Origin of the sequence: Priestia endophytica, from assembly GCF_026790145.1 — a bacterium.
GTDB classification, from domain to species: Bacteria; Bacillota; Bacilli; order Bacillales; family Bacillaceae_H; genus Bacillus_I; species Bacillus_I endophytica_A.
Genome location: NZ_JALAMS010000012.1, coordinates 52880 through 73630, shown reverse-complemented (window position 1 = coordinate 73630; position 20751 = coordinate 52880). Strand labels below are relative to the sequence as shown.

General features: G+C 38.7%; 16 protein-coding genes and 2 pseudogenes. 2 read left to right on the top strand and 16 right to left on the bottom strand.

Translation table 11 applies throughout. The features are described from left to right. Nucleotides 1-2 precede the first annotated feature (2 nt). From MOC86_RS10700 to MOC86_RS10685, 4 genes are all read right to left on the bottom strand, one after another. Nucleotides 3-1025 (bottom strand): alpha-ketoacid dehydrogenase subunit beta, encoded by a 1023-nt coding sequence (locus MOC86_RS10700; RefSeq protein WP_268584151.1) that lies wholly within the window; start codon nt 1023-1025, stop codon nt 3-5. Next, nucleotides 1025-2092 carry a pyruvate dehydrogenase (acetyl-transferring) E1 component subunit alpha gene (gene pdhA, locus MOC86_RS10695; RefSeq protein WP_268584150.1) on the bottom strand — a complete coding sequence of 356 codons (1068 nt, stop codon included), beginning with the start codon at nt 2090-2092 and terminating at the stop codon, nt 1025-1027. The genes MOC86_RS10700 and pdhA overlap by 1 nt, the downstream gene beginning before the upstream one ends. Before the next feature lie 28 nt (nt 2093-2120). Further along, nucleotides 2121-3260, bottom strand: coding sequence for a Leu/Phe/Val dehydrogenase (locus MOC86_RS10690; protein ID WP_268584149.1), 1140 nt, complete (start codon nt 3258-3260; stop codon nt 2121-2123). 68 nt (nt 3261-3328) lie between these two features. Next, nucleotides 3329-3721 carry a thioesterase family protein gene (locus tag MOC86_RS10685; RefSeq protein WP_268584148.1) on the bottom strand — a complete coding sequence of 131 codons (393 nt, stop codon included), beginning with the start codon at nt 3719-3721 and terminating at the stop codon, nt 3329-3331. A 278-nt stretch (nt 3722-3999) separates the two neighbouring features. On the opposite strand from MOC86_RS10685, the gene MOC86_RS10680 reads away from it, so the two are divergent. Continuing rightward, nucleotides 4000-4452 (top strand): Lrp/AsnC family transcriptional regulator, encoded by a 453-nt coding sequence (locus MOC86_RS10680; RefSeq protein ID WP_019394023.1) that lies wholly within the window; start codon nt 4000-4002, stop codon nt 4450-4452. A 313-nt stretch (nt 4453-4765) separates the two neighbouring features. Here the strand turns inward: MOC86_RS10680 and MOC86_RS10675 are convergent. The 4 genes and pseudogenes from MOC86_RS10675 to MOC86_RS10660 form a co-directional block, all read right to left on the bottom strand. Beyond that, nucleotides 4766-5536, bottom strand: a pseudogene (locus tag MOC86_RS10675) (SDR family NAD(P)-dependent oxidoreductase). A gap of 213 nt (nt 5537-5749) precedes the next feature. Continuing rightward, on the bottom strand, nt 5750-6733 hold the full coding sequence (locus MOC86_RS10670) for a carbohydrate kinase family protein (protein WP_268584147.1): 984 nt from the start codon (nt 6731-6733) through the stop codon (nt 5750-5752). Nucleotides 6734-6788: 55 nt separating this feature from the next. Next, entirely contained in the window at nt 6789-8189 is a 1401-nt protein-coding gene (locus MOC86_RS10665; RefSeq protein WP_268584146.1) for a glycoside-pentoside-hexuronide (GPH):cation symporter, read from the bottom strand. Nucleotides 8190-8278: 89 nt separating this feature from the next. Beyond that, nucleotides 8279-9340 (bottom strand): NAD(P)-dependent alcohol dehydrogenase, encoded by a 1062-nt coding sequence (locus MOC86_RS10660; RefSeq protein WP_268584145.1) that lies wholly within the window; start codon nt 9338-9340, stop codon nt 8279-8281. 241 nt (nt 9341-9581) lie between these two features. Here MOC86_RS10660 and MOC86_RS10655 point away from each other — a divergent pair, with 241 nt between their 5' ends. Continuing rightward, on the top strand, nt 9582-12122 hold the full coding sequence (locus MOC86_RS10655; RefSeq protein ID WP_268584144.1) for a tetratricopeptide repeat protein: 2541 nt from the start codon (nt 9582-9584) through the stop codon (nt 12120-12122). A gap of 31 nt (nt 12123-12153) precedes the next feature. Here MOC86_RS10655 and MOC86_RS10650 read toward each other — a convergent pair whose 3' ends face one another. From MOC86_RS10650 to MOC86_RS10620, 8 genes and pseudogenes are all read right to left on the bottom strand, one after another. Continuing rightward, nucleotides 12154-13203 carry an LLM class flavin-dependent oxidoreductase gene (locus MOC86_RS10650; protein ID WP_268584143.1) on the bottom strand — a complete coding sequence of 350 codons (1050 nt, stop codon included), beginning with the start codon at nt 13201-13203 and terminating at the stop codon, nt 12154-12156. Between the two features lie 30 nt (nt 13204-13233). Continuing rightward, nucleotides 13234-13581 (bottom strand): hypothetical protein, encoded by a 348-nt coding sequence (locus tag MOC86_RS10645; protein WP_268584141.1) that lies wholly within the window; start codon nt 13579-13581, stop codon nt 13234-13236. Nucleotides 13582-14256: 675 nt separating this feature from the next. Then, the gene (locus tag MOC86_RS10640) at nt 14257-15834 is read right to left on the bottom strand and encodes a SagB family peptide dehydrogenase (protein ID WP_268584140.1); all 1578 of its coding nucleotides are present in this window, start codon (nt 15832-15834) and stop codon (nt 14257-14259) included. Nucleotides 15835-15855: 21 nt separating this feature from the next. Continuing rightward, on the bottom strand, nt 15856-17802 hold the full coding sequence (locus MOC86_RS10635) for a TOMM precursor leader peptide-binding protein (protein ID WP_268584139.1): 1947 nt from the start codon (nt 17800-17802) through the stop codon (nt 15856-15858). Next, a complete protein-coding gene (locus MOC86_RS10630) occupies nt 17799-19754 on the bottom strand; it encodes a putative thiazole-containing bacteriocin maturation protein (RefSeq protein ID WP_268584138.1) in 1956 nt (651 codons plus the stop codon). The genes MOC86_RS10635 and MOC86_RS10630 overlap by 4 nt, the downstream gene beginning before the upstream one ends. An 85-nt stretch (nt 19755-19839) precedes the next feature. Continuing rightward, entirely contained in the window at nt 19840-20055 is a 216-nt protein-coding gene (locus tag MOC86_RS27480; protein WP_419146627.1) for a hypothetical protein, read from the bottom strand. Further along, nucleotides 19988-20158 (bottom strand): annotated as a pseudogene (locus MOC86_RS10625) (heterocycloanthracin/sonorensin family bacteriocin); the annotation flags it as partial. The pseudogene MOC86_RS10625 and the gene MOC86_RS27480, both read right to left, overlap by 68 nt. Before the next feature lie 308 nt (nt 20159-20466). After that, nucleotides 20467-20643, bottom strand: a complete 177-nt coding sequence (locus MOC86_RS10620) for a hypothetical protein (protein ID WP_268584136.1) — start codon at nt 20641-20643, stop codon at nt 20467-20469. Nucleotides 20644-20751: the final 108 nt, after the last annotated feature.

Here is a 20751-nt window from a genome sequence, read left to right as displayed (position 1 = left end):
TCCTAAAAATGCATCACTTTTTCAATTGCTTTAAATACTCGCTGAGGAGTTGGAAGATAATGCTCTTCCAATGCAAAGAATGGAACTGGTACATCAAATCCTGTTACACGTTCAATCGGTGATTTCATGTACAAAAAGGAAGTATCATTAATAATTGAAACAATATCATTGCCCAACCCACCTGTTTCATGTGCTTCATGTACAATGACAGCACGGCCTGTTCTTTGAATCGATTCTGCTATGATATCTTTATCAATGGGATATAAAGTGCGCAAATCAATAACATCACACTTCATCCCTTGTTTTTCGGCCTGCTGGGCAGCTTTCATTGCAACAGGTACCATTGCTCCCCAAGTAATAAGGGTGACATCATCTCCGTCTTTGAGCTTTCTTCCTTTCCCAATCTTGACGGTGTATTTTTCCTTTGGCACTTCTCCACGTGTAGAACGATAGATTCTCATTGACTCTAAAAATAAAACTGGATCTGGATCTTCAATTGCTGCAATAAGCAATCCTTTTGCATCATAAGGGGAAGACGGACATACAACCTTAATACCAGGCATGTGTGTGAACAAAGCTTCTACACTGTCTGAGTGAACTTCGGGAGCACGGATACCTGCCCCATATGGAGCACGGATGACCATTGGAACTGTATAGTGGCCCATCGTTCTCATGCGAATACGCGATACATGGGTCATAATTTGTTCATATGCAGGATAAATAAACCCAAGAAACTGCATTTCCGCTACTGGTTTGAATCCATTGATAGCCATACCAATAGATGTACCAATAATTCCTGCTTCGCTAAGCGGTGTATCAATGACCCTTCCTTCTCCAAATTGTTTCTGTAAACCATCTGTAGCGCGGAACACCCCTCCGTTTTTCCCGATATCTTCTCCAAGCAAAAGAACTTTTTCGTCCTCTTTTAGCATAATAGACAAACCATCCGTTATAGCCTGAACAAGAGTTAACTGGTGAGTTTTTGAATCATAGACTTCTGCTAGTTTCTCTCTACTGATAGCCATCAATCTTCCCTCCCATTTAATTGAAAATATTGTTCTTTTTGTTTTGTAATGGGCCATACTGGCTTCTCAAATACATAATCAAACAAATCATTTACATTCGGATTTGGAAAGGCTTCCATTTCTTTGATTGCCTGCTCTACTTCACTTGTAACTTCCCCTATTATTTTCGCTATCCATTCTTCATCCCACAAATTATTTCTCTTCATATAGCGTTCCACACGAAGAAGAGGATCTTGAGTCTCACGAATTTTATCACTATCTGATTGATCGCGGTACTTAGTTGGATCATCTGCGGTTGTATGAGCCCCATATCGCCATGTTATTGCTTCGATTAAAGTAGGTCCTCCTCCATCACGAGCTCGATCAAGTCCTTCCCTTGTTTGAAAATAAACAGCAAAAACATCATTTCCATCAACTCGAATACTTGGCATATCATAGGCAATTGCTTTTTGGGCAACTGTTTTAGAATTCATCTGTTTTTCAATTGGTACAGATATAGCAAAGCCATTATTTTGATTAAAAAAGATTACAGGAGCTTGAAAAACACTGGCAAAATTTAAACCTTCATGAAAATCTCCTTCTGAAGTTGCTCCATCACCAAAGTAAGCAATTGCTGCATTTTTCGTTCCTTTTCTTTGTTCCGCCATTGCAGCGCCTGCTGCATGGGGAAGTTGAGTAGCAATTGGAACAGCAGGAGGAAATATCTTTTTTCCTGCTTCAGGCACACAGCCCTCAACACGTCCATTCCAATATAAATACGTACGAGCCATATTGGCACCAAACGTCAGCGTAGCACCATGGTCACGATAAGTAGGAAATACCCAATCATCCTTCTCAAGAGCCAGGGCACTTCCTACTTGAGAAGCTTCCTGACCTTCGAACGGAGCATATGTCCCAAGCCTCCCTTGTCGCTGTAAACTAATAGCCTTTCGATCAAATGTACGAATTCGAACCATGTTATAGTAGAATTTCTTTACAAGGTCCTCCGTCATTCTCTCTTTATACTTTTCATCTGTTAACTGACCTTCTTCATTAACAATTCGGAATATTGGAAATTCTAATTTCATATTATCACCTCATTTATAAAAGTTTTTATTACTTGCGAATAGACCATTTAGGACGCTTTGTATGAGTGAAGAAGCTATTTTGCTTTCTACGTTCGTCTATACGCTTTTCACAAAAACGATTAGCTGCTTCGATAGTCGTGATATTATCCAGCTCAGCTTCCTTATAAATTTCTAGTAATGATGTATAAATAGATTTTGTTTTCGTTAATACCCGCTCTTTATTATAGTTGTACAGTTCATCTGCCACTTGAATTAAGCCGCCAGCGTTTACGATATAATCAGGAGCATATAAAATTCCTTTTTGTTTTAGCAATTTCCCATGACTTTCTAAAAGAAGCTGATTGTTAGCAGACCCCACAACTGCTTTTACTTTTAATTTTTCAATTGTTTCATCATTAATAACTCCCCCGAACGCACACGGAATGAAAATATCAGCAGCTACCGAATACACTTCATCTCCGCTTACAAAGCGAGCAATGCTTCCCACTTGCTTTGCACGTTCTTGAATAGCTTTCACTGCTTCTTGATTGATGTCACTTACATATAAATCAGCACCTGCTTCAAGCAGTTGCTCCGCTACTTTGTAACCGACTTTCCCTAGGCCCTGAATGATATATGTTTTACCAGAAAGATCAGTTGTATTAAAAACCGCTTTATTTGTTGCTTTTAAACCATAAATAACTCCAAGAGCTGTTGGAATAGAGGAATCACCGCCTCCTCCATATGCTTCAGGAATTCCAACAATACAATTTGTCTCTTTTGAAGCATGGATGAAGTCATCTGTTGAAGTTCCCATATCTGTACCTGTATAAAAACGGCCATTTAAAGAATCGACGAACTGACCGAAAGATCTAAACATATTTGGTGTTTTATCCTTTGCTGGATCCCCAATAATTACAGCTTTTCCCCCACCAAAGTCTACATCAGCAGCTGCACACTTATATGTCATGCCTTTAGATAAACGAAGCACATCTTCCAAAGCCTCATCCACCGAGCGATAGGGGTGCATACGGCAACCGCCCAATGCTGGACCAAGCGTTGTATTATGGATAGCAATAATAGCCTTTAAATTTGTTTCTGGATCGTTACAAAAAATGATTTGTTCATGTTCATGTGTTCTTTCTAAAATAGTTTCCGTAGTTTGGACAGATTGCTTCATTACATTCATCACTATACCTCCATTATGGCAACAATTATAATAGAAAACGCTTTCAAAAAAGATGAAATTTATACTATTCAATTTCTAGGACGCAGTTTCTTTTCGAGCTCCCTTTTAGGAAGAATAACTTGTTTGACTTCTCCTACCCCAATTACTTCCTCCTCATTTCGCACCTCCACTTTAGTGGTAATGATGTTACTTTGAATGTTCTTTATAGTAGCCACAGTTGTTATAAGAGAACCTTCGGCTGTAGGTGCAATATGCTTCACAGATACAGCTCCACCAACGCCTTCTTCCTCTTCTTCTAAATAGGGTAAAATAATTTTTCTAGATGCCCATTCCATATGATAAACCATAGAAACCGTCGAATAAGCCGGGTGAACAACTTGCCCCTCAAACTGAGCGAACATCTCCTTTGTTACTCTATCAGTTACAATAGCAGTTTCTCCTACTTCTAACCCTTTTTTCATTCCTTTCCCCCTTCTTATCGAACCGAACAGTAGCTTATTTAAGAAAAAAGATTTTAACAGAGTGTCTTCAACAAACTCATAAAGTGTATATTACCTAATCTTGATTGGTAAAATTGAACTTTTGCCAATGCAATTATTATAAAACTATATTTATATCATTAAGGATAAGGTATAATTAAAGCGAATTATATAACAAAAAGAATATTTTTTTGATCACAAGTGTTATATTCTGTACGAATTTTTGGTCATTTAACTTCATTTTAAAAGGGGAGTATATAGTGGATCAATTAGACATTCGCCTTCTTGAAATTCTTCAACTTGATGGTCGTATTACAATCAGTGAATTATCCAAAAGTTTATCTCTAAGTCGTCCTAGTATTTCCGAAAGATTAAAACGCTTACAAGAAAAAGGCATTATTGAGGGATTTAGTGCACGCGTAGCTACTTCAGCAATTGGAAGGGATATTCTCGTATTTATCCAGCTAAGTGACCTACGAATAAAATCCTATTCAGAATTTGAAAAGTGGATTTTAGAAAATCCTAATATTATTGAATGCCATCGATTAACTGGTTCTGTTAACTATTTATTGAAAGCTGCTGTTTCAAGTATGAAGCATTTAAGTCAGCTTATAGATTCCCTGCTTCCGTTTGGTCATGCTAATACATCTATTGTCCTTTCATCACCCATTCCTTTTAAATGCATTGTTCCTGATATAGCTCATCAAGAATAAGAGTTCTTAAAAGTATCGGAAAGAAAATCTAAAAATTCTTCCATACTTCAAAAATAACGAGTTGAGGGTATCTTCCCTTAACAATTTTCAATTGTAAAAAAGCAAAATAAGATAGGGACACTTCCATACTTAAAGCCCGGTTTTAGTTCTAAAATGTCAACAGTAATAACTTAAATCAGAAAATGCACCAAATCATAATGATTTGGTGCATTTTCTCTACAATAATTCAGAATTCCTTATATCATCATATTGTGATGCATTCTTCATTTAAAACGATTACGGTAAATAAATAACTCTTCCTACTTAGTTATTATCAAAAGCCGTAATGCGTTACTCCCCCATCTACAAATAAATTCTGTCCTGTTATGTAGCCTGCTCCATCTGCACAAAACATAATAACAGGTGTAATCAATTCTTCAAGATTTCCTAATCTCTTCATAGGGGTGCGATTTTCTATCATTGTTCTAAAATCCTTATTATCTAAAGCTTCTTCATTCAAGGACGTTTTAAAAAACCACGGGCTTATTGCATTTACTGTTATCCCTTCCTTAGCCCATTCATTTGCTAACTGACGTGTTAGTTAAACAACTCCAGCTTTACTTGGTCCATATGGAGTTCCAGATGATAATGTTAAAGAAGAAGCAACAGAAGCTATATTAATAATCCTGCCCCATTTCTGTTCCACCATATGCTTTCCAATAACTTTTGAAAGCAAGAAAACAGATTTAAAGTTCACATCTATTACAGTGTCCCATTCTTCTTCTAACAGCTCGAAGCTCGTCTTTCTCACACTTGTTCCAGCATTATTAATTAAAATATCGATTTTATGAAATTGCTGAAGAGCAAAATCAACAGCTTCTTGGATAGAGGAACTGTTCGTTACATCGCACACAATCGGTAAAGTTTTTCTTCCTGTCTTTTCAGCAATATCAGCAGCAGCCTCCCCAACTTCACCTTCCGTTCTTGCTAAAAGGATAACATCAGCTCCAGCACTTGCTAATCCTTCAGCTATTGTTCTTCCTATTCCTCTTCCAGCCCCTGTAACAAATGCGACTTTACCTGTTAAGTAAAAATTTGCTTTCAATGTGTGATTCCCTCCAATATTCTGCGTTTATTATGTTCCTTTATGAGCTCCTCTAAAGACCTCTTACATAATATTTACCCTTTAAATACTTTCATGCTAACGTTTATACTTTCCTTCTTACCTAAGGCAGTTATAAAAATAAAGACAAAAGACTAAGCAAAGAAATAGTACATTGCTTAGTCTTTTGTCTTTGTATATGTTTGTCTATATCAACTAACTTATACTCAACTCCTGAAGTTCCTCAATACTTGGCAAGGCTGCTATTGCTCCTATTTTTGTACAAACATGAGCACCCACTTTATTGGCGAAAGAAATAATTTCATACAGTTGTTCAAAATTCGTATGAATATCTTCAAGGTTTTCCTTACCTGCTAGTTTATATAATGTTGCTCCAACAAAGGCATCTCCCGCTCCTGTAGAATCAACAGCAACGACTGGAAGGCTTTTAACAAGCTCTGCTCTCTTCCCATTAGATAGAAGCGTCCCCCTTTTACCTAGAGTAACTGCAACAATTTTAGCACCAAGACCATGAAGAAAATCAATACCTACTAGATCATCTGTAGTGTCTGTAATAAGGTGTAATTCTTCTTCGCTTACTTTAACAAAGTCACTTGAAGAAATAGCTACTTTTGCGAGATCTACAAACTCACCTATTCTTCCTTTCCACAAATCAATTCGATAATTTGGATCAAAAGAGGTGAATATTCTATCCTCATTAGCTTTTTTCATAAGTGTTAAATATGTCTCTTGAAAAGGATTTTCTAATAATGCTGTTGCAGATCCAAAGTGTAGAATCTTGGCACTATCTATTTTATCCTGATTAATATCATCTATTGTGAGCAACGCATCTGCTCCTCTATGGAACATGAAATCTCGCTCTCCATCGTTTGTTAAAGAAACAAATGCTAGAGTTGTTATTGCTTCCTTGTCCATCACAAGCATTGAAGTATCTACATTGAGATTCTCTAATGTTTGTTTTAAAAAGTAGTCAAAAGAGTCAGCCCCTACCTTTCCACTAAATAAGGCATCTCCACCTAGCTTAGCAATGGCAGCAGAGACATTAGCAGGTGCACCACCAGCATTTTTTAAAAACTGTTTTCCTCTTGTTAAATCAACATCAATATCTGTACAAAAGAAATCAATTAATAGCTCCCCAATACAAACAACTGATGAGTTTTTCTTTATGGTCTTTTGCATTTTATCACTCTCATTTTATTTTTTAACCTTAAAAAGGCATAGCATATGTTTCTTCTTATTTATGGGAAGGTTTTTGATTTAACTCTTCCATCATCTTTTTATACTTCTTCTCATTTAAAGGATAGAAACAAATAATAATAATGGACAGTAATATAAATATTCCTGGCACTAATGCATTCATATTTTTAATAGCATCTAAAGAATGGAGGGTTTGTTCTGTATTTGCTACATATCCGTTCTTTCCTAAATAAAGTGCTGCAAACGATCCTGCTAAGGCAACCCCTAGTTTATTTGTAAAACTCATACTAGAGATTACTACCCCATCTGCTCTTACTCCTGTTTTCCATTCCGCATAGTCTACGCAATCTGCAACCATCCCCCAAGCAAGGGTATTCAAAGGTGTTGTAAAAAAGCCTGAAGCAAAGAGTAAAATAAAGATGAAGGTGAGAGACGAATATGATGTAAACTGCAATCCAGCATAAGTAAACAGCGATAGTGCTGCTGTTACAATCATAACGTTCTTTCTTCCCCACCGATTAGAGAAGTACGGAATAAATAGATTACTAATTAAAGCAGCCCCGAAAAATAGCAATGTTCCCATAAACACTAAATCTTTACGATCAACATTATACGTAAAGTAGTACACCATTGTACTTAACTTAATATTAAATCCAATTGCAAAGGCTAAAAAGGATGAAGCTAGAACAAGTAATGGCTTATTTTTAAATAATACGGATAACGTTTTCTTAACACCGTGTTTCTTACTTTTTTTCGGTTTAACTCTCTCGCGAACGGTAAAGAAACTCATAAGATTTAGGACAATACTTACTGCTGCATAAATGATAGCTGTTAATTGAAACCCAACAGCTTGATTCTCTCCTCCTAAGGCAGTTGCAAGTGGTGTTGCACATGAGATGGACAGAAGGATTCCAATATAAACAAGAATCATACGTGTTGTTGTTAATAGAGTTCTTTCTTGGATGTTGTTTGTAATGCGCCCTGTTAAACTGTTAACAGGAATTGTTTGCATACTAAATGTCATCCCTAATAGAATATACGTAATATAAGCATAAGCTATGTTGCCATTTGCGCCAAAATCCGGTGTTGTGAAACATAGTACAGTGAATAACCCAAAAGGAATGGAAACCCATAATAAATATGGTCTTGCTTTTCCCCATCTTGTATTGGTTTTATCTAAAATGACGCCCATTATAGGATCAAAGATAGCATCTAGTACACGCACAACAATAAATAATGTTGCAATAATCCCCGGTGAGATTCCACCAATATCTGTGTAATAAAAAAGTAGATAAGCATTTACAAATTGAAAGATAATATTGTAGGACATATCCCCAAGTCCATACCCAAATCGTTCTAACCATGATAAGCGAGAATTTGAATAAGACAGCTTCTTATTCGAATTTTCTTCTATTACGATTCGTTCTCTCTCTATCATAACTACACCCCTAGAATCCGTTTTCATTGTTATGTTTTGTGATGCAGATTAAAAGATATTAACCTATCTCCCTATTCCCCCTTCTCTATTTATTGATTTGGATACACAATAATTTTTAAACATTCATTTTTATTGTTGAGCGCTCGTTCCATAGCTTCCATCGTATCCTCTAATCCATATCGATCAGTAACTAATTTTTTAGCATCAACTATCCCTGAAGAAAGAAAATTAATTCCTTTTGGATATGTGTTGGCATAACGGAAGATACCATAAATATCAACTTCATTATCTGCAATAAATGGAATATTAAGAGGAATTTCATTTTGAGCAGGTAGCCCTACAATTGCAAGTCTTCCACCACGCCGTAATGAAGAAAGAGCAGATTGAAGAGCAGCTGGGTTTCCCGCTGTTTCCCATGCAACATCTACGCCCTTGCCACTTGTAATCTTGCTAATCTCATCAGTAGGATCTTGTTCTGCAATATTAATTGTATGTGTTGCTCCCATTTCTTTTGCCGCTTCAAGTCGTAATGATTCTAAGTCTGTTACGATAATTTTACTTGCCCCAACTGCTTTAGCTGCCGCAACAGCCATTAAACCAACTGGTCCCATTCCCATGATAGCTACTATCTCGCCTGCTTGAAGCTTTGTTCTTGTTGCCGCATGAATTCCTACTGAAAAAGGTTCAATTAAAGCTGCTTCTTCATATGAAAGGGTATCTGGAATTTGAAAAACAAAGTCCTGTCTCATTTTTATATATTGAACAAATGCTCCATCAACAGGAGGAGTTGCTAAAAACTCTACATCTGGACAAAGATTATATCTTCCTTCCTTACAGGCTTCACATGCACCACAAGTGACACCAGGTTCAACTGCAACACGATCCCCAACTTTCATCCGATTAACATTAGCTCCAATAGCGGCCACTTCTCCTGCGCATTCATGGCCAAGAATAATTGATTTTTCTACTTTATAATGACCAATTCTTCCATCTGTATAGTAATGTAAATCGGAACCACAAATTCCAACAGCCATTACTTTAACTAAAACCTCATCATCCTTTAGTTGTGGTACTGGTAAAGTTTCAATTCGAATATCTCTTATACTATGCATAACCGCTGCTTTCATTGTTGTAGGTACATTGTTAGTCATCATCATTTTCCTTTCTAATAAAAGAGTTAAGAATGTGGATCCCTTTTCTATATAACACTCTTTGTTTCTCAAGTTGACTATCATACTCCCTAGAATTATGATGTAAGTGCATACATTTTGGAATCTGTATTATACAATTTCATTCTATATATTTATCTAGATATACAGTAGCTTTTTACGCTGTATAAAAGTACAGTCACACTGTACTTTTCATCTTATAACCAAGACAGGAGTGGGCAATATGGCTGAACTTGAACGGCATGAGGAGTTTGCCGCCTTGCTATCAAAGGGTGTTAAGTCATTAAAGCATCACCCTAATTACAAAATAAAAAGAAACAGAAGTGAGAGCGCTTCTTTAGGTCAATCTTATTTAGATAAGATTGCGTATCAAATAGGTGTTTCTTCTAACACTCTTAAGAGTTGGATGGGACAAATGGGTTTAAAATATATTCCAGGGCGGATAGACGATGGAAAACTTTTTGGGATCTTGTGGACTATTATCAAGGAAGAGTATATGAACAAAGAATGGTTCACAAATGTATTAGCAACAACTTCAATTCCTACTATTACACCGCCAATTCCTGTTTGGATAACTTCTTGTTTTAGGAAGGCAAAGATATTAAGAAATGATTCTTCATTTGGTCCACCAAATGAAGAAGAAATCAACGAGGTTATTTCTAAACTATTTGATTCTCCTCCCTCTCATCCAAATCCTGAGATAAAGGAAGAACCGTTAATGCATAACTTGCCTACCCGAGGATCAGGACAGTTTATTGGTCGTCACCATGAACTAGAAGTTATTAGACAATGGATTCATTCTCCTTCCCCAGTTTGTCTTATTGCAGGATGGGCAGGCATGGGCAAAACTACAATAGCCCTTGAAGCTGCATATTTATGTATTGAACAGCTAAACAGAAACCAGGAATGGCCTGTGTTTAAACGTATTATTTGGATTAATGGCGATTGGAAAGGATTAAGTTTTAATGACTTCTTAGATACGATTGCCTACCAACTAGGACGTGCAGAGCAAATTGACAAATCTATTGCAGAAAAACGCCTTGTTGTTCGGAATGTCTTGGCCATTTATTCTCAACAACAGCCTCTACTTCTTATTATAGATAGTATCGACAAAGCTGAAAGTGAGATTTATGAATTTGTCATGGGCCTTCCTCAAGGAGTGAAGGTCATTTTAACCGCTCGGGAAAATTTAAATCAAAAATATAAAGCAGGCTTTTTAGAAATAAATACGATACAACTTAAAGGGTTTGAGGAGGGAGAAGCAGTAGATTTTTTCTCTTATGAAATAAGTCGACATCTCCAAACTTACCTTTCCTCAAGTAAAAAAACAAAGATAGAGCAATTATCAAATATTCCTTTAAATGTTCAAAAGGAGCTTATTTTAGCTACTGCCGGCAATCCTAAAGCACTATCACTTAGCATTGCTTATATTCTAGATAATAATATCCCTGTTGAACAGCTTATCCAAAAAATAAGAAATGCCGGTTACTCCCTTGTTGAGCTATTTGATTTTTTATTTGGCAGTACATGGGACAAGTGTAATGAAGATACTCAACGACTTTGGCAAGTACTCTGTTTCTTTCATAGCCCCCCTGATGAGAAAAGTTGGGCTACAGCCGCTGGGTTGGACTCTCGAAAATTTCATTATGCTGTTGAGAAGTTGCGAACTCATGCTCTTGTACAACAGAATTATATTGGGGATAAACCACATTATTTAGCACATCAAACAGTAGTAACTTATGGTAAACAACATTTAGATGCTGATGAAGATTTTGAGAAAAACTCAAGAAAGCGTTGGAGTCAGTATTATATTCAGTATTTAGATACTCATTTAAAACGAGAACAACCACAATTCATATATTGGAGTTACTTACTTGGACGGGATTTAGAGGAAATTAAACAAGAATGGCCCAATATTTTAAAAGCCTTAGAATGGGCAAGTAAACATGCTGAGAAAGAATTAGTAATGAATTTAATTCTCCGTCTCAGCCATTTTCTAAGTCGCGTTAATCTACCGCTAAGAATTCAGTATGGGATAGAGGCTGCTGAATACGCTCATCAAATGAATGATAAGATTTCTGAGGCTTTGATTCGAATTGATATTATTGGATGGGCACTTATGGAAGTAAATAAATTAGAAGAAGCATATAGCCAAATAGAAGAAGGACTCCTCATATTAAAAGCAACAGATGAGATTCATCAAGAAGCGCACGATCTTAAGATTTGGGGACTTGCCTTAAAATCAAAGCTTTTTTTAAAAACGGACCGGATAGAAGAAGCAAAGAACATATTAAAGAAGATATGTAATGTCCCTGTTGCACCTGTTATCAAACATCGTGTTTTATTAATGCAAGGAGATTTTTGTTTACTGACTAAAAATTATAAAGAAGCTATTCATTTTTATGAATTAGCAAATGAGAAAAGTATGTTATACGGAGGCGAAAAAACGATTGAAGCATACTTCAACCTAGGATTAGCCTATATGCATTGCGATTTCTATGAAAAAGCAGAAAAGATGTTCAATAACCTTCTTTATAATCAAAATAAACCAAATCAAATTGAGCTCATCTACTGCTATTATGGCAAAGCTCAAATACTTGCTCGAAAAGGAAAGTACAAGGAAGCATATGATTTAAATGAAAAGGTCATTAATTTAATTCACTCATGGGAACCAACTATTAATATCCGCCAGGAAGTAGAAAAATTTCATAAATCAATGAATGAAAACTTACTAAAAAATACACATATAAGGGATGGCATCTAGCCATCCCTTATATGTGTATTTTGAACATTCTTTATTGGACTGATTCCCAGCGCGCAACCTCTTCCTTCACTTTCGGCGCTACTCTTGTCCCTAGGAGCTCAATGGCTCTCATAACGTCTTCATGTGGCATTGTCCCAACTGGAACATGAAGCATAAAGCGTTCTATTCCAACATTCTTACGAAGATGAATAATTTTCTCCGCTACTGTATCTGTATCCCCTACGTAAAGAGCTCCTTCAAAGCTTCGGGCCGCATCGAAGCTTGAGCGGTTATAAGGTCCCCAGCCACGTTCTTTTCCAAGCTTGTTCATCGCATATTGTGTAGGAGGGAAAAACTTATCAGCAGCTGTTTCTGTATCATCTGCAATAAACCCATGAGAATGGGAAGCTACTTTTAATTTGGATGAGTCATGACCTGCATGCTCTGCTGCTTTTTTATATAGCTCCACAAGCGGAGCAAAATGAAGCGGGCTGCCCCCGATAATCGCCAACACAAGTGGAAGCCCAAGAAGCCCTGCTCTTATAACAGACTCTTGGTTTCCTCCACTTCCAATCCAAATTGGTAACGGTTTTTGGACAGGCCTTGGGTAGACACCTAAATTCTCAATAGCTGGTCTATGCTTTCCGCTCCATGTAATCTTCTCAGACGTTTGTAGCTTTAAAAGCAAATCTAGCTTTTCATCAAACAGTTCTTCATAATCTCTTAAATCATAACCAAAGAGCGGAAATGACTCAATAAAAGACCCTCTCCCTGCCATAATCTCAGCACGCCCATTTGAAATGCCATCAAGCGTTGCAAAGTCTTGAAAAACGCGAACAGGATCTGCTGAGGAAAGAACAGTAACAGCGCTTGTTAAGCGAATATTCTTGGTCTGTGAAGCCGCTGCTGCCAATACAACAGCAGGAGAAGAAGCAGCATAGTCTTCACGATGATGCTCTCCTACCCCAAATACGTCTAATCCAACTTGGTCTGCCAGAACAATTTCCTCTACTACTTCTCGAATACGTTGTGCATGACTAATTACTTCTCCTGTCCTTACATCTGGAGTTGTTTCTACAAAGGTACTAATTCCTATCTCCATTTATCGTATCCTCCTTCAGAATCACGGTCTTTATACTTGATATTTAAAAGGAAAGTCTTCTATCCCCTTATGCAAAGCTTTTTCCCATTGTGAAAATTGTGTGATGGGCACTTTCCCCCAGAACTGTAGTCCAGACATTTCAAATGAAACACTAATAAAATATGGATCCCCTTTCTCTTCACAACCATACCAATGAGGGGAATCAACGTGATCTCTTAAATAACATGGCAAGCTCTTGTATATCTTCCCTAGCATTTCATACGTCTTTTTATTAAATTGGTATTCATCCACCATATATACTCGTTCAAATTCTAATATATCGTCTATAACTTTGTAGCAGTTATTATAATAATGTTCATCTTCTATAATTTTGCTCACCACGATTCTTCTCCTTATGTTATTTAACCTTTATATTATCTTGTACATAAGCCCTAACAACTGTATTTACAGACCAAGTAGCAATAACTTATATGTATTGGAAAGAGTATTCATAGATTCTGTACTTGTCTTAAATAAAATGTATGTTGAATTTCTCCTTTTGTTTATTCTAATTAACACTGTAATCTTAATAATAAGGCCTCATGTGCCAATAAAAAAGCAATATACTCACGTGTTTTAAAATAATAATTTGTAGTTAGAGAAACAGCGGCTAGTTTTTAATACCATTGCATACATTGTTAAAGAAAAGAAATTTATTTAAATAAACAAAAACCCTTCCTCGGAAATCCGAGAAAAAGACCGTATTTTTACGTTTTTTTATTTATATATTAAAAGAGAATTCGATGTTATCCGTTAATTAGGATTGATTACTGATCAGTTTTTTCATAGACGATTAGTCAATCCTCTATAAATCTACTTGAGTAAATCGTTTGTTCTAAATAACTCCACTGTCTTTCCCTCTTAAAACCAAGTTTTTAAAAAAACAGCACTTTCCAGATGGTGGAGTGCTGTTTTAAATATGGATATCATTTTATTTTATGTTAAATATGTGGATACTTTAATGGGAGTAGTTTTCTTAACCTATAACTAAGTAAATATCGCCCTATACCTTAATTAGCTGTGCAAACTTCCCCTCAGCCACGGACGAGGGCGATAGGGACCAATTGGAATTTGGATTAGGCTGGTCTTTCCTTGTTGATCCATTTTATAGAGTTCATCATTCAAATTCGCGTCAAATCCAAGAAGCGGATGCCCTCCCATCCCGAGAGCTTGTGCTGCCAAAAGCAATCGTTGCACGAGCATGCCTGCTTCCATCTGTTGGATTCGGTAGCCCCTGTATCCTAATTCTGCTTTATAAAATTCCTTGTCCCCAGCCACATGCAGGCAAAGCGGTATCTCGAGCAAATTCACATTATCCAGAGACATCCCAGTCTGTAAATGGAGTCGATGGTCTCCTGGGCATATTTCTCTTAACATGTGCTTCGTGCTGTCATAATAGTACGCCCCATTTGAAATACCTTCAACATTATATAAACAACTGTAAATTGTTACACGAGGGACGTTACTCCTATATGCTTCATCTAAGTCATTTCGGTATGAAAAAGAAGCCGTTGCTTCTCGGAAAAGGGTGGCCAGTTGTTGTTGACTCACCATCCCCAACACGAAATCCATGTCGGGAGAAAACCGATTTCTGCAGGCCTCGGCCAGATCATATGACAGAGGCTCTATGTGAGGCAATGCCACCGCGGGATCCACACGTTCTGCAGTTCCCCTCCCCCCCATCACCCGAAATGAACGTGTGGAATCCAGCTTAGAAGCTGCGTTCATTGCAGTTATCATCGGATATTCTTTAACACTAAGTGACCTCTCGAAATGTTCTGGTTGAATCGCTGGTAGCTCTTTTCTCAATTCCTCCGATATAATATTTTCGTATAGGTTCCTTCCGTTAGGAGACCAAATGGTGGCTTCCACCGATAGTGGGATTACACTATATATGCTCTCCTCTTGCTCGGATAGTCCAAGCAGATGATTGATTGCGGTATCAAGAAATTGAAAGTACACCCCTGAGGCGAAGCCAAACCGTTTCGCTACCTCCATTAGCTGTCCAAGCAGCACACCAGCATCCAACCCTTGGAGTCGGTACGCAAAGTTGTTGTATTTAAAGAAATTTTTCCAGAACATTGTCGACACAAAGACAATACCAAAACACGAGGAGATGTCACACCGATTGCCTAGAGCTCTGGCTAAATAGGAATCGAAATTCCCTTCCCTCAGCAATACCAGGCTATGGTGTGCTACATCATAATGGTAGACCCCATCAGGAAGTCCCTCCACCTTCAAATATACGTACAATTCATTAGGGTACAACGCTCCACCTGAAGGAGCAAACCGCCGATACGACTGTAAAGGATAGGAATCTTGCTCCGTGGAATCCATTGGAAAGGCTGATTGGCTCAATTGAGTAAAACCAAATACATACCAGAGAAAATGACCGACTCTATTAAGGTCCAATCTTGCGGGAGGTTCTCCTCCAGTAAGCGTCAGCGGTACTTCCGTGGACAGTGGAACAACCGGTAACCCACGATAGAGCTTATATGCAAGCGGTGCATCCTCCCAATCTGCTTCCCAGTTCGGCTGATTTGCCTTATCAATATCAAAATGCAGATTGTATAGAAATTCTTCCAGACTCATCCTCTACCTCCTAATCACTGCTTATGGAAACGGATGCGGATGTGGATTGAATTGTTCGGGTGTTAATGGTTTATTCGTATACCCAAGCTCCATGGGGACTCGGAATACCCTCTCAAGACCCGTCAGGCGGGTAAGGTGATGCCCGAATGTCATCGGCAACATCCCCGGAATCAGTACTTTTACACAATACAATCCGTTTCGTATCGTTTCCGGTGTCGTCTGGTCTATTATAACTACATCAAGGTTTAACTGATGGAACACCTGAAGGATGTCTTGCAAATCATCGGTAAGATCCGTATGATTTGACTTCCACTTAAACTCCTCTTTAAAAGATCGCATTGGGCCATTGTCGTCAAGCAAAAAGCTTAAGCGCTCTTCTGCTTGCGGCAAACCGTACAGCATGCCGTGGTCCTCCATCTGTCGCACTAGGGAAGAATCATGCAGCATTCTTTCATACTCCTCCTGGTTCGCCTCAAATTTTTCATCAAGATTCAGCATCATACCAGCAAGCTCTTGAACTGCGCTTTTCACCGCCCGTACCGGATCCAGGTGAGCTCCGGCCGCACAGATGAGATTCAACCCCTTTTCCTTTCTGTTTTTAGCAATTGCCCAAATACTTGGAATACCGTGTTCCATTGTGGAGTTATACAAATACAAATCATACCCAGCAACCGCTCGCATCCGTTCGACCATTAATTCTAATTCCTGGTCGCCAGCTGTAAAAGGATCCAATCGCGGAAGTTTCAGCTTCGCGTACCAAGTCATCAGGAATGAATCACGTTCGACCACTTCCATAATTCCGTAGAAAATGGCCTCCTCTAAACTTCCTCCTAGCGCACATCCATTGGAAGTTTCATAGATAAAACCTTGTGACGCGCATCCAACACTGTAATAGGCAAGGAGTTCTGGAACTAGAATTGGACGCCCTTCTAACAACGAATAACCCCATACCCAATTAATAGAACGATCAGGATCGAACGATTTAAATGGAAAACTAGGCTGCGCATATTGTTCCTTTGCATGTACGCCTACCTTCAGTGGATTGAGCGCTTGATTTTCCAGGTTACGAAAACTATCATGGATCACTGTCCGTTTGCCACGTGGCTCTAAACCGCAGTGTCGCTCCAATCCCTCTAAAATGGCTGTCAGCACACTTTCTTCGTATGAATGAGTCCGGCCAGCTGTTCCCTCGTCCCCGGCAAACATAGGAAGATTAACACTCGCATCAGCAAATGGAGTCACTAGGTCATACATTTTACTATTCAAAAGGCCGGTACGATTATCTAGATAGTCTTTGACAATAACTTTTTTCATCTCACCCAACTGACGGCATCGAAAAATACTGGAACTGAGTTTCGGGCTTGGCTGCAGTGAAATTCGGGCTAATGTCTGTGAATCGTCGGGTAATCGACCACAGACCGAACACAACGGGTTCGGCAGAAAAGAATGCCATGAGCTATTCAGTGTTTTCAAGTCAATTAGATATATCTTACCTTCCGAATAAGCCTGATTACCTTGTAATAAATTCTGTACTTCAACCCCAATCAGGTAAGCCATTTGCAAAAGGCCGGTACTTGAAGCCCACGGGTCACTTCCTATTCCTCCGGTCACAGCCAGCCTCTGTTGCACCTGCCACATCTCTGTGCGATCACGTCCTCCCATGAGACGTCTCATGTCCGCACATTGGGAGCAACCTGCTGCACCTGGTCGTACAAGCGGACCAACTACACCTTCTCCAAATGAAACGAAGCCTCTGAGCCAGGGAGTACCAGTCTTTCGTAACACTTCTTCCGCCTTTTGATGAACAGAGGGTTCCCAATCGTCATCTAAAAAAAGAGCCAAATCAGTATTCTTTGGCACGCCTTCCTCAAAATTGGGCTTACGAATAACTAGATGGTGTGCTGACAGTTCTTCGCTTACAAGGTCCGCCAGCACCCCTTCTCCGACAACCAGCACGAAGGAACTCAATATGATTCCTCCTCTCGCAGCAAAACACCAAACACTCCGTCTAGTTGCTCTTTAAAAACAGGTTCGATCCCTAATTCAAATACCAAGACCCTTTTTCCTTTATGTTCCAATATTTCCATAGCTTCCTTTAGGATATCCGCTTGTATCCTCTCGTCACATGCAGGAATGCTAAGACTAATTGGCATTTTCTCTTCCAAAAGTACGGACGTTACCTCACAGGCTAGTTCATTAGAGGAATCCGGTTTGTTTTGCACTTTGATAAGTGCCTGTTGCAATGCCTTCCGTAACGCCATTGTTATATTTAAATCTGCACTGCCATACCATCCATCTTTTGTACCTACCCATACTACAGGAAAACCGAATACTTCCTTTCCTCTTCCGATAATTGGTGCTCCCTGCATCGTAGTCAGTGCCTCTAAATAGAACCGGCATCTCTCATCTTCTATAACACTCAACTGTACTCGAGAAACGGAATACTTTTGATTAAGTTGTTGCTTGCTAAGCTCCCCTGCCAAACACTTTTGCAATCCACGGCCAACACCTTCCACAAAAGATTCACCAGCTCCAACCCCGACAATGTCCTCCGGTACTACTACACTTCCATCAACATTTTTATTTAGTGGCAGAGTATTAACGATCAAACTGACCATTCGTGAAACATACGTTTCAATCCCAATTAGTCCTGCTTCTCTTCGTGCCTCCTCATGAGTCAAACCTGAACAGACAATGTCTTGCATCAACTCAGCTGGTCCCTCCGACAACGGGTCGACTGCCTGAACGCGGCACTGAGCTAACGGAAGCTGCTTTAAATCTCCCTCCTCCCAAATATGGAAGATTCCCGATTCCTCTGATGTCAACTGGTTGAAATAAAGAAGTAATTTACCTGATTCAACTTTCTCTAAGCCTACTTGGAGACGGCTTCCGACATCTTCAACCCATTCTGCAGATATACCGCTTGTTACCAGTGGATGAGGTAAAATCGAATGCCAGTTTCCCTCCAATGTATCCAAATCCAGAAGAAAAATCCTATTCTTCTGTTCCGATCTCATGACTCCTGTAACCTCTTTAAACAATTCAAATACGATCACATTGGCTAACAACGATCCCGGAGTGGCAGAGAAGGTAGAGAATTGCTCATTTTTGAATAAGGCAGAATGGTGTAAACGGCGCCACGCTGTCTCCCAACATACCTCGGAATCTGGATGTACTAATGGACCTGCTAAGCCTACCTGTTGCAGACATATAGCGGGGAGAAACATTTTCTTCTCTTCCCTGCAAACTATATGAAGATGTCTAAGTTCCTCTAGTTCTCCCTCCTGACTCACATACAAAATCGAATCAAAGGGCTTCACTATTTCTCGCCACCCCTCCTTCTTTTGTGGAATCTCCTTTAAGTCAACCTCTGGGTCTATTTTTCGTGCATGTTCCACAAGTTCTTTTAACCTCTGTCTATTGGTCGGAACCTCGTCTGTGATTAGCACCCGGACCTTAGTCAAACCGGATTCAATCAACGAAGAAACCAATGAATTTAAAATAGGACCAGAGCCAACTGCCAGCACTTTGCTCTGACGAAAAGCTTGAAAACGGGCCGCCCCAGAACCAACTAAATTGTCCACAAATTCAATTTGAGATGCATGCTTTTTAAGATGATAATCTGACAATTGATGCGGAAGGTCCTGGCTTAAATCTCGAACATACCCATTCGTATACAGCACTTCTGCAATTTCATATACCCGGTCCTGGTATGGTCCAGGCAATCCGTTAGTCAAATTCCCTAAAGTATACTCCCCATTGAACATCGGTAACAACTTTTCAATCCACTGATCAATCCCACTGCCTTCGATACGGAATGAACTTAAGTTGTTTCGAAAATACACACCTCTGTTTGGTTCAGGGAGATAGAACGTGTCCCTTTTCACTTTCAGACGCATAGAAGGGTTCAAATTTGTCATCTCTCTCCTCCTTACCCCTTGTGACCATAAATGTTCAATATCACTACCACTATCATCGTATGTACAGCAATTTGTCCGTTATGTCTTATCTTATAAAGAAAGACCCCTGCAACAATGCAGGGGACCTTCTTAAATAGAAAAATAAACTATTAACCGGCTTAGCTGCCGCCGCTGCATCTGGAGCAACGTGAGCAACGAGAACAACTAAAACAGTTAAAGCAACGGAAGCAACTAAAGCAGTTAAAGCAGTTAAAGCAGTTAAAACAGCTAAAGCATCTAAAACAACTAAAGCATCGGCCAAAACCAAATCCCACACCAGCAATTTGTCGATCCTGATCGGTATAGTACTGATTTTGATCCCAAGTCACTGCCTGAGTCGCTTGGAAATCACCAACATTCAACATTTGAAGTTCATTTTGGAAATCATTCATTTTCTTTTCCTCCTCAAATAAATTAACAAAGGTGCCAGCAATTTAAAACGGGAACAACCGAGTTAAATCGAAAAAACTGTACACCAGATGAATACATTACATGTTTCGAATACTCTTCAACAAATTATGTACAATAGATGGGTATTGTTACTGATACAAAAGCCTAATTTAAATGAACTGGAAAAAAACTGTTCAAAACGAAAACAGGATAATTATAAAAAAGTGCCTAGATTGGCGGCTTAATCATCAAAACTAGTGTATTATTTTTAGCCATTCATATGCTAAAAACTTTTACCTTCAACAACGGCTTTATTTCCTTCAATCGACAGCCTCGTGACAAATATAAGCATAATCATTACATCAAACAATTGGACGCTTTGGAGCATCGTATCGAACCAAGTGACTGAAATGATAATGACAGTTAAAGTCTCTATGCTTGATAAAATACTCGTTTCCACCGTGCTGATATCCTTCTCAGTAAAATTGGACTCTTCCATGTTAAATAAAAGTTCCTTTGTAGCCGTAGAATACTGTTTTTTCCTTGCTTTATTACGTAAAGTTTCTAT

Coding starts and splice junctions, on each gene's coding strand:
- MOC86_RS10700 (WP_268584151.1), bottom strand. CDS start 1,025: ATGGCTATCAGTAGAGAGAAACTAGCAGAAGTCTATGATTCAAAAACT.
- pdhA (WP_268584150.1), bottom strand. CDS start 2,092: ATGAAATTAGAATTTCCAATATTCCGAATTGTTAATGAAGAAGGTCAG.
- MOC86_RS10690 (WP_268584149.1), bottom strand. CDS start 3,260: ATGAATGTAATGAAGCAATCTGTCCAAACTACGGAAACTATTTTAGAA.
- MOC86_RS10685 (WP_268584148.1), bottom strand. CDS start 3,721: ATGAAAAAAGGGTTAGAAGTAGGAGAAACTGCTATTGTAACTGATAGA.
- MOC86_RS10670 (WP_268584147.1), bottom strand. CDS start 6,733: ATGCAAAAGACCATAAAGAAAAACTCATCAGTTGTTTGTATTGGGGAG.
- MOC86_RS10665 (WP_268584146.1), bottom strand. CDS start 8,189: ATGATAGAGAGAGAACGAATCGTAATAGAAGAAAATTCGAATAAGAAG.
- MOC86_RS10660 (WP_268584145.1), bottom strand. CDS start 9,340: ATGACTAACAATGTACCTACAACAATGAAAGCAGCGGTTATGCATAGT.
- MOC86_RS10655 (WP_268584144.1), top strand. CDS start 9,582: ATGGCTGAACTTGAACGGCATGAGGAGTTTGCCGCCTTGCTATCAAAG.
- MOC86_RS10650 (WP_268584143.1), bottom strand. CDS start 13,203: ATGGAGATAGGAATTAGTACCTTTGTAGAAACAACTCCAGATGTAAGG.
- MOC86_RS10640 (WP_268584140.1), bottom strand. CDS start 15,834: ATGAGTCTGGAAGAATTTCTATACAATCTGCATTTTGATATTGATAAG.
- MOC86_RS10630 (WP_268584138.1), bottom strand. CDS start 19,754: ATGACAAATTTGAACCCTTCTATGCGTCTGAAAGTGAAAAGGGACACG.